This is a genomic window from Nocardia sp. NPDC041819 (genome assembly GCF_055590505.1).
The window spans coordinates 935114-949090 of record NZ_JBVJAP010000002.1 but is presented as its reverse complement, the minus strand read 5'-3'; the positions used below and the strand labels follow the sequence as shown (position 1 = coordinate 949090).

The 13977-nt window shown below is 70.6% G+C and carries 13 protein-coding genes; 3 read left to right on the top strand and 10 right to left on the bottom strand.

Annotation, left to right across the window (positions count from 1 at the left end; translation table 11 throughout):
* Positions 1-68 precede the first annotated feature (68 nt).
* On the top strand, positions 69-509 hold the full coding sequence (locus tag ACZ6DL_RS11165) for a MarR family winged helix-turn-helix transcriptional regulator (RefSeq protein WP_466050361.1): 441 nt from the start codon (positions 69-71) through the stop codon (positions 507-509).
* Positions 510-583: 74 nt separating this feature from the next.
* On the opposite strand, the gene puuE is transcribed toward ACZ6DL_RS11165, so the two are convergent.
* From puuE to uraD, 9 genes are all read right to left on the bottom strand, one after another.
* Positions 584-1534 (bottom strand): allantoinase PuuE, encoded by a 951-nt coding sequence (gene puuE / locus ACZ6DL_RS11160; protein WP_466050360.1) that lies wholly within the window; start codon positions 1532-1534, stop codon positions 584-586.
* 112 nt (positions 1535-1646) lie between these two features.
* Entirely contained in the window at positions 1647-2618 is a 972-nt protein-coding gene (gene alc / locus ACZ6DL_RS11155; RefSeq protein ID WP_466050359.1) for an allantoicase, read from the bottom strand.
* Positions 2619-2662: 44 nt separating this feature from the next.
* On the bottom strand, positions 2663-3880 hold the full coding sequence (locus ACZ6DL_RS11150) for a DUF6986 family protein (protein ID WP_466050358.1): 1218 nt from the start codon (positions 3878-3880) through the stop codon (positions 2663-2665).
* Positions 3877-6816, bottom strand: a complete 2940-nt coding sequence (locus ACZ6DL_RS11145; RefSeq protein ID WP_466050357.1) for a molybdopterin-dependent oxidoreductase — start codon at positions 6814-6816, stop codon at positions 3877-3879. The genes ACZ6DL_RS11150 and ACZ6DL_RS11145 overlap by 4 nt, the downstream gene beginning before the upstream one ends.
* Positions 6816-7658 (bottom strand): FAD binding domain-containing protein, encoded by an 843-nt coding sequence (locus ACZ6DL_RS11140; RefSeq protein WP_466050356.1) that lies wholly within the window; start codon positions 7656-7658, stop codon positions 6816-6818. Before ACZ6DL_RS11140 ends, ACZ6DL_RS11145 begins: the two co-directional genes overlap by 1 nt.
* Positions 7659-7916: 258 nt before the next feature.
* The gene (locus ACZ6DL_RS11135; protein ID WP_466050355.1) at positions 7917-9275 is read right to left on the bottom strand and encodes an 8-oxoguanine deaminase; all 1359 of its coding nucleotides are present in this window, start codon (positions 9273-9275) and stop codon (positions 7917-7919) included.
* The gene (pucL, locus tag ACZ6DL_RS11130) at positions 9263-10168 is read right to left on the bottom strand and encodes a factor-independent urate hydroxylase (protein ID WP_396982779.1); all 906 of its coding nucleotides are present in this window, start codon (positions 10166-10168) and stop codon (positions 9263-9265) included. The genes ACZ6DL_RS11135 and pucL overlap by 13 nt, the downstream gene beginning before the upstream one ends.
* Positions 10169-10175: 7 nt before the next feature.
* Complete coding sequence (gene uraH / locus ACZ6DL_RS11125; RefSeq protein WP_466050354.1) at positions 10176-10493, bottom strand: hydroxyisourate hydrolase; 318 nt, start codon at positions 10491-10493, stop codon at positions 10176-10178.
* Between the two features lie 76 nt (positions 10494-10569).
* Entirely contained in the window at positions 10570-11073 is a 504-nt protein-coding gene (uraD, locus tag ACZ6DL_RS11120; RefSeq protein WP_466050353.1) for a 2-oxo-4-hydroxy-4-carboxy-5-ureidoimidazoline decarboxylase, read from the bottom strand.
* Between the two features lie 137 nt (positions 11074-11210).
* Here uraD and ACZ6DL_RS11115 point away from each other — a divergent pair, with 137 nt between their 5' ends.
* Positions 11211-11807 carry a nucleotidyltransferase family protein gene (locus ACZ6DL_RS11115; protein WP_466050352.1) on the top strand — a complete coding sequence of 199 codons (597 nt, stop codon included), beginning with the start codon at positions 11211-11213 and terminating at the stop codon, positions 11805-11807.
* Between the two features lie 13 nt (positions 11808-11820).
* Positions 11821-12858, top strand: coding sequence for an XdhC family protein (locus tag ACZ6DL_RS11110; RefSeq protein ID WP_466050351.1), 1038 nt, complete (start codon positions 11821-11823; stop codon positions 12856-12858).
* On the opposite strand, the gene ACZ6DL_RS11105 is transcribed toward ACZ6DL_RS11110, so the two are convergent.
* Positions 12859-13947 carry an ABC transporter substrate-binding protein gene (locus ACZ6DL_RS11105; protein ID WP_466050350.1) on the bottom strand — a complete coding sequence of 363 codons (1089 nt, stop codon included), beginning with the start codon at positions 13945-13947 and terminating at the stop codon, positions 12859-12861.
* Positions 13948-13977: the final 30 nt, after the last annotated feature.

Below are 13977 nucleotides of genomic sequence, written 5' to 3'. Positions count from 1 at the left end.
CACCGACGGTAATCCATCAAATTCGATACATCAAGAGTGATGCATCTTTATTGATGTATTGTTCCCTCGTGGACGGAGTCGAACTGTTCCTCTTGGGCCGGACGCTGATGAAGATCGGCGAGGACGCCTTGCCGACAGCGGGACTCGGCGGTGGCCACCGACCCGTGCTCGTCGTGTCGAGCGACATCCTCGAACACCCCGACAGCACCGTCGGCGAGATCGCCGGCCGCACCGGTCTTCCCCAGAGTGCGGTGTCCACCGCGGTGGCCCGCCTCAAAGAGGCCGGCTCGATCACCTCCGATGTCGACCCGCGCGACCGCCGACGCACCCTGGTCCGCGCGGCCGCGCAGGCTTCACCACGAGTCGCCGAAGTGCGAGCAGCACCCGTGGACGACGCGGTGGCAGCAGCGCTGGCCGACGACGACCCGGCCGCCGTGCGCGAGGTGCTCGACGCGCTCGCGACGCTCACCCGCCACCTACGCCCCCGCGAACCACGCCCCCGCGCCTGACGAGTGGCACATCAGCGAGAGCCCTACTCGCGTTTCGCCACGCCATGTGCCGCTCGTCGGGGTGAACGATCGGGTCAGGGGGAGGCGGGTGGGGGGTGGGTCACGTGCCAGTGGTCGGCGATGTCGATGCGGCGGGTGATCCAGACCTGGTCGTTGGACTGGATGTGGTCCAGTAGGCGTTCGAGGGCGGCGGTGCGGGCGGGGCGGCCGATGAGGCGGCAGTGCAGGCCGATCGAGAGCATTTTCGGGCTGCCCTCGGCGCCTTCGCGGTAGAGGACGTCGAAGGCGTCGCGTACGTGGGCGAAGAACTGCTCGCCGGTGGGGAAGCCCGCGGGTGAGGCGAAGCGCATGTCGTTGGTGTCCAGCGTGTAGGGCACCACCAAGTGGTCGCGACCGTGTACACGCACCCAATAGGGCAGGTCGTCGGCGTAGGAGTCCGCGTCGTAGCGGAAACCGCCGTGCTCGACGACCAATTCCCTGGTGTGCGGCGAATCGCGGCCGGTGTACCAGCCCAGCGGCGCCGCGCCGGTCAGGTCGGTCAGGACGCGCACCGCCTCGGCCATCTGTGCCCGTTCGGTATCGCGATCGGTGAGCTGATAGGACTTCCAGCGCAGACCATGGCAGGCGATCTCGTGGCCCAGTTCCCGGAAGGCCGCCACCGCTTCCGGATTGCGTTGCGCGGCGCGGGCGACCGCGAAGATCGTCAGCGGCAGCCCGCGCCGTTCGAAGACGCGCAGCACCCGCCACAGCCCGGCGCGTGAGCCGTATTCGTAGAGCGACTCCATGCTCATATGGCGGTTCGGGAACGCTTCGGCGGGCGTCATCTCCGATAGGAACGTCTCGGAGTGTTCGTCACCGTCGAGGACGTTGTTCTCCCCGCCCTCTTCGTAGTTGAGCACGAATTGGACCGCGATCCGCGCCGCGCCCGGCCATCGCGGGTCCGGCGGATTCGGGCCGTAACCGACGAAATCCCTCGCGCCCTCACCTGTCACGCTCCGCCGCCGCCCTCGGTCCTGCTTGCTCACGACTGCGCCTCGTCGACGCTCGGCTCGCGCCTTCGCGCCGGGCCGCTCACCACCGTGCCCGGACGACGCTCGACTCCGGCGGGCGTGACGCGCGGTATCGACTTCCGCACGCTCATGCGCCGAGCTCGCCGTACAGGCGCAGCCGTGCCAGCCCGCCGTCCGGGTAGATGTCCAGGCGCACCTCTTCCACGGACGCGGCCATCGGCGCGATCGGGAACCGGTGCCTGGTGTCGGGTTGCAATGCGGTGCGTGGCAACAACTCCAGCTCGGTGCCGTCGTTGGTGCGGCCGGTGAGCCGGGCAGCGCCCGGGCTGTTGCCGAGGAAGTAGGAGGTGTCGAGTTCGGCGAGCCGGATCAGTCCCGGTCCGGCCAGGCGGATGCGCACCCAGTCGTTGCCCTCGTCCCGGCGGCGGGCGGTCTCCCACCCCTCGCCCATGGACCGGGCCCGGCCGGGGTACAGCAACTGGTTGGGCGAGCTGTAGAAGCGGTTGGAGCAGTCCAGCACCAGCGCGCCGTTCTCCAGCGCGGCCAGATCCAGCGGGCCGAGTCCGAGCAGGCGCGGATCGGGCCGCCCCTCGCCGTGCACCCGCAGCCTGGCCACGCCGCCGTCGGGATGCATGGTGAGTCTCACGTGCGTCCAGCGCTTCTCGTTATCGACCGCGAACAGGTTGCGGCTGTCGCCCGTCACCGGAGAGCGGTCGACCAGCAGCACCCAATCATCCCGCGCGGCGATGGTCTCCGCGGGCGGGTAGTCCTCGATCTCCAGCGCCGACACCGAGACGGCGGGTGGGTAGTTGCCCTTGAACCACGCCGTGTCCACGACGATCCCGCGGATCACGCCCGGCACGCCGAGCCGCACGATCGCGGAGTCCTCGCCGGGCCGACCGCGGTGCCTGCGGGTCTCCCAGCCGTCGTAGATCTGGCCTTTGTGGCCGAAGCTGGACGGCCGGTACTGCGCGGGACCGGGGCTGATCAGATTTTCCTTCTCGGCGAAGAACTCGTCGTTCGCCCAGATCACCGAGCCGCCGAGCGGCCGGACCGCCAGATCCGGCAACAGCGTGATCTCTTCGTCGTCGCCCCGCATCGCGTCTCCTGTGTCTTTCGGGACCGCACCGTTCGGATGGCCGATCACGTCGCCGCCGTCGGGATCGGCGCGCGGGTCGCCAGCGCGCGCAGGACCGGCTCGGTGAGCTCCGCGGCCCCCGCGTCCGAGCGAGCGCCGCACTCGATGCCGCGCAGCACGGTGGCGGCCAGCGCTTCCGCGGTGGCGGGCTCGTCGACGATGTCGCCGCCGCGCCGGGCCAGATAGTCGCGCAGGCGCGGCACCGCGACATCGATCGCCTGGCGGAAGAAGTCGTAGGTGGCCAACCAGCGGGTGATCAGGTGGCCCGGATGCATGTCCCAGCCTTGGTAGTACCCCCGCCGCAACGACCGGGCGACCAGGCGGTGATGGTTGCGCAGCGCGGCCTCCGGCTCGGCGTCGGGCACGACCTGGGTGGAACCGTCGCACACCCACGCCCCGGTCTGCGCGGCCGCGACCTGCATGACCGCCTTGGCGTAATCGGCGGCCGGGTGGTCGAGCGCTTGGTCCGGCGCGGCGACACCGAGTGCTGCGGTGTAGTCGTAGGTACCGAAATGCAATGCGGTGCAACGCCCTTCGGAGAGTGTCAGCATGGCGGCCACGGGGGCGGTGCCATCTGCCGCCAGGATCGCCTGCGGGCTCTCGATCTGTAGTTCGAAACGCAGGCTGCCCTCGGCGATGCCGTACGCGCGCTCCAGCCCGACACACAGCTGTACCAATGCCGAAACCTGCTGCACCGCACGAATTTTCGGCACCGTGAAGACGAAGCCCGCAGGCACACCCCCCACGCCCTCCAACACGAGATCCAGCGTGCGCAGCGCACGACGACGCTCGCCGCCGCCCAAGCCCTTCATCCGGATGCCGCTGTTCGCCGGGCCTCCGGAGCGCCGCGCCCAGGCCGCGAGCACCGCACCCGCCGCCGTGGCCGCGCGGTCCTCCTCGGCGTCGGCGCGCAGGCCGTAGCCGTCCTCGAAGTCGATGCGCAGATCCTGGACCGGGTCCGCTTCCAGTCGTTTGCGCACGTCGGGCAGCGAGCCGGTCGCGTCGAGCGTGGCCAGCAGATCGTGGTGCCGGTCGAGCAGTCCGACCGCGGCCGCGCCCCACTCCTCAGGCGTCTCCTCGGTGACCCGATCGGCCGGGACGTACACGGTGTGGATCGGTTGCGAGCGGCCGTTCGACCCGGGATACCTGCGGCGCAGCTCGGTATCGACCGCGTCGAGCATCGACTCGATCCGCCCGCGTACGTTCTCCGGCACCTTCGTCATCGTGATCCCTTCTCCCGCAGCGCGGCCCATACCCGGTCCGCGGTCATCGGCAGCCGGTACAGCCGCACGCCGACCGCATCGCGGATCGCGTTGGCCAGCGCGGGGGCGACCGGGTTGTACGGCGACTCACTCATCGACTTGGCGCCCAGCGGGCCGAGCGCGTCGGAAGTCCGGGCGAAGTAGACCTCCGTGCTCGGCACGTCGGCGAATTGCGGTACGTGGTAGTGCCGCAGGGTCTGGGCGCCCACCACTCCGTCCGCACTGCGCATGTCCTCGTACAGCGCTGTGCCGACGGCCTGCGCCGCACCGCCCTCGACCTGCCCACGACACTGCACCGGATTGAGCACGGTGCCCGCGTCGGCGGTCTGGATCGACTGGAGGATGCGCACCGCTCCGGTGCCGGGATGCACGGCGACGCGGAAGGCGTGCACGTTGAAGCTCACCGACCGTGGGCTGCCCCCGTGCTCGGCGTGCGCGGTGAGATCGCCGCCGGTCAGCAGTTCGGCCGCGGTGAGCAGCCGGTCCGCGCAGTGCACGCCACCGGTGCCGAGCACGCAGTCCCGCTCCGGAACTCCCGTCAGTTCGGCCGCCCTGGCCAGCATGAGCCCGCGCAACGCGCACGCCGCCTCGTACACGGCCTTGCCCGCGACCACGATGCCGGTGGAGCCGAACGCGCCGGTGTCGTACTCCACCAGATCGGTGTCGGCCTGCCGGATCACGATGCGGGTGACCTCGGTGTCCAGCGCGGTGGCCGCGAGCTGCGCGTGCACCGTCGTGGTGCCGTTGCCGAATTCCGCCGTGCCGACCCTGATCTCGTAGCGGCCGTCGGGCAGCAGCGAGGCCGTCGCCGTCGACCGGTGGCCCCGGGGCGGGACGGTCGCGATCATCGCGGCGGCCATTCCGGTGCCCACCCGCCACTGCGGGCCGGGCGCGTGCACGTCGTTGCCGCGCAGCAGCGCCCGTTCGGCGAGGTCCAGGCACTGGTCCAGACCGTAGCTGCCGAACATGAGGTCGCTCTCGTTCACCGCGGCGCCGACGAACGGGTCGCCGGGCCCCACCACGTTGCGGCGGCGCAGTTCGAACGGGTCCATGCCGAGCGCGTGCGCGAGCTCGTCCAACGCCGACTCCACCGCGAAGATCACTTGGCCGAGACCGTAACCGCGGAACGCGCCGGAAGGGACATTGTTGGTGTACACCGCTCGCGCGTCGACCCGTTTGTTGGCGCAGCGGTACAGCTCCACCGACTCGCCGACGCCGTGATACATCACCCCGCCGCTGTGATTGCCGTAGGCGCCGGTGTCGGCGAGCACGTCGACGGCCAAGGCGGTGAGCACGCCACCGGCGTCGGCACCGGCCGTCACCTCGACTCGCATCGGGTGGCGGCAGGTCGCCGAGGTGAACTCGTCGGCGCGGGTGAACTCGTACTGCACCGGCCTGCCGGTCCGCAGCACGGCCAGCGCGATCAGGTCTTCGGCCAGCATTTCCTGTTTCGCGCCGAATCCGCCGCCGACCCTGGCCGCGAACACCCGCACCTGCGCGGGCGACAGCCCGAACAAGCGGCACAGTTCATCCCGGACCAGGAACGGGACCTGAGTACTGCACCGGATGACGAGCCGCCCGGCGTCATCCAGCCAGCCGACCCCACCGTGCGTCTCCAGGTGCACGTGCTGCCCACGCGGCGAATGCCAGACGCCGCGCACGACGTGGGCCGCGGCGGCCAGTCCCGCCGCGACGTCGCCCACCTCGCCGTGCAGTTCGGCGACGAGGTTGCGGCCGGGATCGGCGATCCGGGCCGATGCCGGTTTGTCCCCGTGTAGTTTCGGCGCCTCGGCGCGCAGCGCGTCGCGCGGATCGAACACCGCGGGCAGGACCTCGTAGTCGACCTCCAGCAGACGGCAGGCCTCCCGGGCGATCGCGACGCTGTCGGCCACCACCGCGGCCACCCGCTGCCCCACGAACCGGACGGTCCGGTCGAGCACGTAGGTGTCGTCGGGATCGTCGGTGCGCAGTTCGTGCCGCGCGGTGGAGAACGGCACGTCCGGTGCGTCGGCAGACGTCAAGACGGCGTGCACACCCGGCAGTGCCTCGGCGGCGGCGGTTTCGATCGAGCGGATGCGCGCGTGGGAATACGGGCTGGTCGACACGGCGATGTGCAGCGGGGCGGTCGGCGGCGCGGTGGCGGCATCGCTCGTTCGCGGCCGGTCCTCCGCCGGGGACCCGAACTGCGGCAGATCCAGCGTGAACGGCTCACTCCCGGAGACGATGCGCGGCCCGGCCAACGCGCCGACTCCGGCTCCAGCGCCTGCGGCGGTCGTCGCGGTTCGATCGGAAGCCAAGGCGGCAACCCCGGCGGGAGGGCGTGGCTCGCCGCCGGGAACAGTGCGCGAACCGGCCGACGCACCGATTCCGGCATCCGCTCCACTGGTCCTTACCGGCCGCTCGGGAGCGCAAGCGGCGGAGTCACCAGAAGCCGTAGGGTCGCCGGGATCGAGCGGCTCGCCCAGCGCGGCGCGGATGGCGCGGTAGCCCGTGCAGCGGCAGAGATTTCCCTTCATCAATTCGGCGAGTTCGTCGCCCGGCACGGCGACCCGCTCGTCGTCCCCACACCCCAGCCCCGCGGCCGTGACCACCATGCCCGCGGTGCAGAAACCACATTGGAACGCGGCGTTGTCGACGAACCGGCGCTGCACGGGGTGCGGGTGCTCTGGCGTTCCGAGCCCGGCGGCGGTGGTGACGGAACGACCGGCGGCGCGATAGGCGGGAAAGACGCAGGAGTGCACCGTCATTCCGTTGACGAGCACCGAGCAGGCCCCGCAATCGCCGGTGTCACATCCCTTCTTCACCGCGAGGGTGCCGCTCTCACGCAGCGCCGTCCGCAGGCACTGGCCCGGCCGCGCCGTGATGTCGACGGTCCTGCCGTCCACCTCGAACCGCATCAGTATTCCCGCAATTCCGCGGCGACCTCGCGGGCGAGCACTCCCGCGACGTGCCGGCGCCACTCCGGCGAACCGTGCGGATCGTCGAACCACAGCGCGGGATCGATCGTGCCCAGCGCGTCGCGTATCGCACCGTCGGTGGGCGGTGCGGCGAAATCCAGGACGACGGGCCTGGCGGTGGCGGCGGTGATGGTGACCGCGCTGCGGCCGTCCCGCTCCCGCCGCCCCATCACCACGGCGCCGGACCGGCCGAGCGGAGCGAGCGCGATCTTCCGGAAGCTGGTGCGTGCCAGCAGACTCGACCGCGGCAGGCGGATCGAGCGCAGCACCTCACCGGACCGCAGCACCGTGCGTCCAGGACCGAGGACGAACTCGCGCAACGGGATACACCGATCGGCGCCGTCCGTCGTCCACACCACCGCCGTCCCGTCCAGCGCGACCAGGGCGCCGAGCACCGCGCCCGCGGGCAGCGCGAGGCAGACGTTGCCGCCGACGGTGGCGGTGCGCCAGATCTTGTGCGAGGCCAGCAGCGCCCGGCAGGACCGGGCGAACAGCGCGGTCCCCGGCCACGGGTCGTGCAACACCGGCATCCCCAGCTCACGTCCCGGCGCTGCCCCGGCGAACTCGGCCAGGGTGCAGGTCGCGGCGATCTCCAGTCCGTCGTCCCCGATCTCGAACGCGGGCCAGCCCAGGCCGGTGATGTCGACCAGGCGCACCAGCTGATCCTGCGGCTCGGAGAACAGGAACGTCCCTCCGGCGAGCACCGCGGTCGAAGCGCCGAGCACTGCCAGGTCTTCCCGCTCGCGGGCGATCACCACCTCGCGGATCGTGTCCAGGTCCACGTCTCACCTCGTTCCTGCCTCTCCGTCACCGTAGAGCCAGTCGATTGCCGCCACATTGCCTGCGACGCCCGCCGGGTTGCGCGGCCGTTACCTCGCCGCACGACGGCCACCCGCGGCCGGGAACCACTCTGCCGAGCGGGCGTGCCATCCACGACACCACGGCTCCACCCGCCTCGACGACTGCCGGAGCCGACACTGGTTCAGTATTGCTCGTCCCGCCTGACCAGGCACGACACCTCGCCCACATCCGCGCAGCGATCACCCCGCTTTCGCGACCAACGCCGCCTGCGCCCGCGCCACCTCGCGCGCGACCACATCCGTGTCCACCGTGCGCACCTCGCCGTCGCGCACCACCTCGCGTCCGTTCACCAGCAGCGCGACCAGCGGCGGGGCCGAGCCGAGCACCAGCGCGGTCACCGGATCCTCGATTCCGGCGTGCGCGGCCGTGTCCAGGCGCCACAACGCCAGGTCCGCCAGCTTGCCCACCTCGATCGAGCCGATCTCGGCGGCCCGGCCCAGCACTCGCGCGCCGCCCATGGTGGCCAGTTCCAGTGCGGTGCGCACGGTCATCGCGCGCGGGCCGCCGCGGTTGCGCGCCCACAGCAACGCGTGGCGCGGCTCCTCGATCATCGAACCGGCCTCGTTGCTCGCCGCCCCGTCGACGCCGAGGCCCACCGGGACGCCCGCGCGCACCAGGTCGGCGGTGCGGGCGACGCCCGCGCCGAGCCGCGCGTTCGACGTCGGGCAATGCGCCACGCCGGTGCCGGTCGCCGCCATGGCGCCGATCGCGTCATCGTCGAGGTGGACGCCGTGCGCGTACCAGACGTCCGAACCGAACCAGCCGAGCCGCTCCATGCACTGCGCGGGCGTGCAGCCGAAAGTCTCGGCGCAGTAATCCTGTTCGTCGAGGGTCTCGGCGAGGTGGGTGTGCAGCCGGACGCCGGTGGCGCGGGCCAGCGCCGCCGATTCGCGCAGCAGGTCCGCCGTGACCGAGAACGGCGAGCACGGCGCCAGCGCGATCCGCAGCATGGCGTCGAATGACGGGTCGTGCCAGCGGGCGATGGCCGCCGCGCTCGCGGTGAGGATGTCGTCCAGGCTCTCCACCAAGTGGTCGGGCGGCAATCCGCCCGCGCTCGCCCCTAGATCCATGGAGCCGCGACAGGGGTGGAACCGCAGGCCGACCTGCGCCGCCGCGGTGATCTCGGCCGCGAGCGGGTCGCCGCCGTCGCGTGGGAACACGTAGTGGTGATCGGTGGTGGTGGTGCATCCGGTGCGCGCGAGGGCCGCGAGCGCACCCGTGGCCGCCACACGCACCGCGTCCTCGTCGATACCCGCCCAAACGGGGTAGAGCGTGGTCAGCCATTCGAACAACGTGTGGTCGGTGGCCAGGCCGCGGGTGATCCATTGATAGAGGTGGTGGTGGGTGTTCACCAGCCCGGGGGTCAGCAGGCAGCCGCGCCCGTCGATGCGCCGAGCATCCGGGATTTCCGGCGGGTCCCCTGCGCCGACCGCGTCGATCCGGTTGCCGCGCACGACGACGTGGCCGCGGGCGTGCTCGGTGCCGAGCGCGTCGACCGTCGCGACGGCGCAGTCCGCGATGACGGTCACCTGGTCCACGCGGGCCCCGCTTCCGGCGCGTCGGCGCGCGCCACGGTGGCGTGGATCAGCCCGTAGGGCCGGTCGTCGGCGTGGTACACCTCGCCGCGATTCTCGATGCCGAAGCGGCCCAGGTCGTAGTCGAAGTGATGCTTGTTCGGCGCCGCGAGCCGGATCTCGGCCAGCACCGGGTACGCGGTCAGCGCGGCCTTGCCCATCTCGAACAGCGTCTGTTGCATGGCCTTCGAGTGCAGTGTCGCGAAGGTCTCCACCAACCGCGCCCGCACGCCGGTGTAGACCTCGTCCCAGTCGACGCCCGCGCTGTCGGCGAACCGCCACTCGGCGACCAGTGCGGTGGCCAGCATCCGATCGTGGGTCGGCGCGAGCACGGTGAAGTCGTCGGTCAGGAAGTCCGCGAACTCCGACCCGGTCGACTTCAGGATGGTCAGGTCCTTCACCCCGCCCACCACCCAGGCCCGCCGCTCGGCGCCGCTTCCGGCCACGGTGACCGCCGCGGTGCGCACTTCGGGGCCTTGGCGCACCCAGGTGTGGTCGTGCTCCACGCCGCCGACCGAGACGCGCTGCCAGGCGTATTCGTCGACCTCGACGCGCGCGCTGCGCACCGGTTCGATCTCGGCGACGAAATGATCGGCCAGCGCGAGCGCGTAGTCCTCGATGGCTCGCAGTCCCGGCCGCTTCGCGAAGGCGTAGGCGGTCTGCTTCTGTGAGTCGGTGGGCAGCACCTTCGCCTGGTCGCCCGCGACGTACGCGTCGGCGAAGTCGCCGCGCAGCACCGTGGACACGTTCACGTCGCGGATCTCATGACGCGCGGTCTGCCGGTGGATCCGGACGATCCGGTTCTCCGCCTTGCCGTATCGGTGGTCGGTCAGCACGATCGGGCCGGTCAGTTCCATGCTCGGCTCAGCTCCCTCGATAGGTGGAAAACGCGAAGGGCGACAACAGCAATGGGACGTGATAGTGCCGCTCCTCGGTCACGGCGAACGCGATGCTCACCTCGGGATAGAAGGTCTCGGCCTCCCGGCGCGCGAAGTAGGCGCCGGTATCGAACACCAGCCGATAGGTTCCGGGTTCGAGCGCTTCGCCCAGTGCCCCGATCCGTCCATCGGCATCCGTTTCGCCCGAATCGAGCTGCCGGTCCCCCTGATGCAACGTCACGGTGACGCCCGCGGCGGGTGCGCCGCGCACCGCGTCCAGCACGTGCGTGCTCAGCGTGCTCATGACCGCGTCTCGCGGGCGCTCGGCTGTGCCATGACCACGAACGTGGCTGTGCCGACCGTTCCCTCGCTACGCCCACTCACGACCGCTCCGCCAGCAGCGCGCGCAGCCGGATCCGGTTGATCTTGCCCAATTCTGTTCGCACGACTCGCCTTTCGGTCTCGGGATCATTGCGCAGCCGGGCGGTGAGCAGCGCGAGCAGCTCCTCGCCCGACCTTCCGCTCGCGCACACCAGATAGATGTGCCCGAACCGTTGCTCGTAAGCGCGGTTGCCCTCGGCGAGCGCCGCGCGTACCGCGTCGGCGGCCCCCGCCACCCCCGCCTGCTCCCGCGCCGAAGCCGCGGAGTGCGGCCGCTCCCCGATCCTCGGATGCCCCGCCAGGGCCAGGTCGAGTTCGCACTCCGGCAGCCCGGCCAGCACCTCGTCCGCCGCGTCGAGCAGCGCCTCGACGCTGCGGTACGGACGGCCCGCGACCAGCGACCGCGCGAAGCCCGGCGACGAGCAGCAGCCGAGCACCGCCCGGTAGGCCGCGTCGCCGGACAGCGCGTCGAACGCCGCGATCCCGGGTCGCCGATCCGTCATCGGACCAGCATCGGATAAGACCCCGTGAGCCGCCACCGGAAAGGAATGGATCACCTTCGGCGTGTCGCTCTCGGAAGCACGTCCCGGCACCGGTTTCACCTCATGCGGCGCAGACCGGGCGGTATTACCGTTTAGGCATGGTCGACCCTGATCGTCCCGCCGTCGCGCCCTGCGCCGGCGTCGTGCTCGCCGCGGGCGCGGGCACGCGCTACGGAAAACCCAAGGTGCTCGCCGAGGGCGGCGCCTGGCTGCGGGCGACCGTCACCGCGCTGCGCGACGGTGGCTGCGACCCGGTCATCGTGGTGCTCGGCGCGACCGGCCCGACGCCGCGAATCGTCGATCTGCCGCCGGGCGTGCGGCACGTGTGGGCCGCGGACTGGGCCACCGGTATGAGCGCATCGCTGCGGGCGGGCCTGATCGCCGCGGCGGGCACCCCCGCGCGCTACGCCGCGATCATGCCGGTGGACACCCCCGATGTCGGCGCCGACGTGGTCGCCCGGGTGCTCGCCGCCGCGCTGGCGTCTCCCAGCGGTCTGGCTCGCGCTGTGTTCCACGACACACCAGGGCACCCCGTTGTTATAGCCCACAAGCACTGGAATGCGGTTTGTGGGTCGGCAGCAGGAGATTCCGGCGCCCGCACCTATTTGACCGGCAGAAACGATATGGTGTGCGTCACGTGCGACGATTTGGCGACGGGCGTCGATCGTGACTTCCCGGCCACGACCGCACGGTGATCGGAGCTAGCTGATGCGGGACATCGTCGACGACCTGTTGCGGGTGTGGCACTCGGGCCGGACCGGCGGACTCGGCACCATCGTGCGCACCGTGGGCGCCGCCCCGTTACCGGTGGGCTCGGCGATGCTGGTCGGTCCCGACGGGGGCGTCTACGGGTCGGTGGCCGCGGGCGGGCTGGAGGAGATCGCGTACGAGGCGGTACTCCAGGCGGCGCGCACCGGCCGTCGCGCGATGCACCGCTTCGGCGTGGCCGGCGGCCTGGAGGCGGGCGGGAACGGCGAGGCGATGATGGACGTCTTCACCGAGCCGTTCTCGCGAAGACACTTCCCGGAGTTCCCGGATGTCGCCGCCGAGATCGCGGCGCACCGCAGGGTCACCGTCTTCACGGTGGTCTGGAACTCCGATTCCGACCTGATCGGCCAGCACCTGATCACCGACAAGAAACATGCCACCGAACTGGTCGCGCTACCGGATTCGGACGTCTTCGTCTCCTCGTTCGCCCCGCCGCCGCGCCTGCTCATCTTCGGCGCCAATTCCTTCGCCGCCGCACTCACCGTGCAGGCCGAGTTGCTCGGTTACCGGGTGACGATCTGCGACTCGCGCCCCAATTTCGCTACGCCGGAATCGTTTCCCGGCGCCGAAGTGGTGGTCGACTGGCCGCACCGCTACCTCAACACGCTGTCCGCGGCCGGTGAGATCGACAGCAGCACAGCCATAGTCGTGCTATCGCACGATCCCACATTCGATATCCCGCTGCTCACCGTGGCGCTACGACTACCCGAGCTCGGGTATCTCGGCGCGATGGGCTCCCGCCAGGTGCATATCCGGCGGATCGAGGATCTGCAGGCAGGCGGTTTCGGCGCGGAGACACTCGCACGGCTGCACTCGCCCGCCGGATTGGACATCGGCGCGCGCACGGCGCCCGAGATGGCCGTGGCGATCGCCGCCGAACTGCTGGCCGCCCGCGCCGCCCAACCGGTGCGAGCGCCCGACCCGTACAGTGGCGAATTCCCTATCCCGTCGCGAACCGCTGTGGGACTCGGCATCTGATCATTTCAAGCCCGGGTTCTCGGCATACACCTCGCGCAGCACGGACAGGTCGAACAGCTGGGCGGCCTTGATGTCAATCTTCGCGGCGCGCAGCGCGGCGATATTCTGCTCGATCAGCGCGTCGGTCATGGAGAGCAGACCATTGGCGGCCGTGTCCGCCGAGACCACCAGCTCGTTCTGAGCGCTCGCCTCGTTCGTCTGCTCGGCGAGATCGAGCTTCTGATCCTTGCCGTACACCTCGACCGCGAGCCGGGCCGATTCGGCCGGGTCGGCCACCGCGTCCTTCCAGCCCTTGATCTCGGCGGCCAGGAACGCTTTCAGCTTGTCGCGCTCCTTGTCGATGGTGGACTGCGCGACCGTGAGCGTCTCCGCGACCAGCGGGAGATCGAAGTCCGCGAACAAGAAGTGCGTGTTCTGGAAACCCTTCGCCGCCAGCGTGATCGGCTCATTGGTCACGTAGCTGACCCATCCGTCGACCTCGCCGTTGGCCAAGGGGGTCGGATCGTATTGCGCGGGTACGACGGTGACATCGCCGGGCTTCAGCCCGTTGGCGGTGAGCAGCGCGTTGAAGATCAACTGGTTGGTGTCCTGCACACCGATCTTGCGGCCCTTCATGTCCTGCGGCGACTGGAGCGGTCTCGCGGCGGCGGACACGATCGCGAACGGATTCTTCTGATAGGTGGTGGCGACGATCTTGGCGGGCAGCCCCTCCAGGATCGCCGGTGCGGTGGTCTGCGGCGCGGACAGTCCCAGCCACACCTTCCCGGTGTCCAATCCGGCCTCCACCGACGTGCTGGCCGCGCCGCCCGCGACGAGGTCGACCGAGCCGAAACCGGCTTCCTTGAAATAGCCTTTCGAGTCGGCGAAGTATTCGCCCGCGAATTCGATGTTCTTCAGCCAGGACAGCTGCACCGCGACGCTGCCGTATTTCGAGCCGTCCTCGGTGGTGCCGCCCGACGAGCCGCCGGAATTCCCGCCGCAGGCGGCCAGCGCCCCCGCACCGCCGAGCGCGGCGCCGGCGAACGCGGAGTATCGGAGAAACGAGCGTCGGTTCAGGTGCCCGAACGTGGAGCGTTGCGCGGGTGTCATGGGCCGAATCTAGGTGTAGCGCGTTTCATT

Bases quoted from the DNA above. Each gene is read 5' to 3' on its own strand.
- alc (WP_466050359.1), bottom strand. From the start codon at position 2,618: ATGCGGGGCGACGACGAAGAGATCACGCTGTTGCCGGATCTGGCGGTC.
- ACZ6DL_RS11150 (WP_466050358.1), bottom strand. From the start codon at position 3,880: ATGACGAAGGTGCCGGAGAACGTACGCGGGCGGATCGAGTCGATGCTC.
- ACZ6DL_RS11145 (WP_466050357.1), bottom strand. From the start codon at position 6,816: ATGCGGTTCGAGGTGGACGGCAGGACCGTCGACATCACGGCGCGGCCG.
- pucL (WP_396982779.1), bottom strand. From the start codon at position 10,168: ATGGAACTGACCGGCCCGATCGTGCTGACCGACCACCGATACGGCAAG.
- uraH (WP_466050354.1), bottom strand. From the start codon at position 10,493: ATGAGCACGCTGAGCACGCACGTGCTGGACGCGGTGCGCGGCGCACCC.
- uraD (WP_466050353.1), bottom strand. From the start codon at position 11,073: ATGACGGATCGGCGACCCGGGATCGCGGCGTTCGACGCGCTGTCCGGC.
- ACZ6DL_RS11115 (WP_466050352.1), top strand. From the start codon at position 11,211: ATGGTCGACCCTGATCGTCCCGCCGTCGCGCCCTGCGCCGGCGTCGTG.
- ACZ6DL_RS11110 (WP_466050351.1), top strand. From the start codon at position 11,821: ATGCGGGACATCGTCGACGACCTGTTGCGGGTGTGGCACTCGGGCCGG.
- ACZ6DL_RS11105 (WP_466050350.1), bottom strand. From the start codon at position 13,947: ATGACACCCGCGCAACGCTCCACGTTCGGGCACCTGAACCGACGCTCG.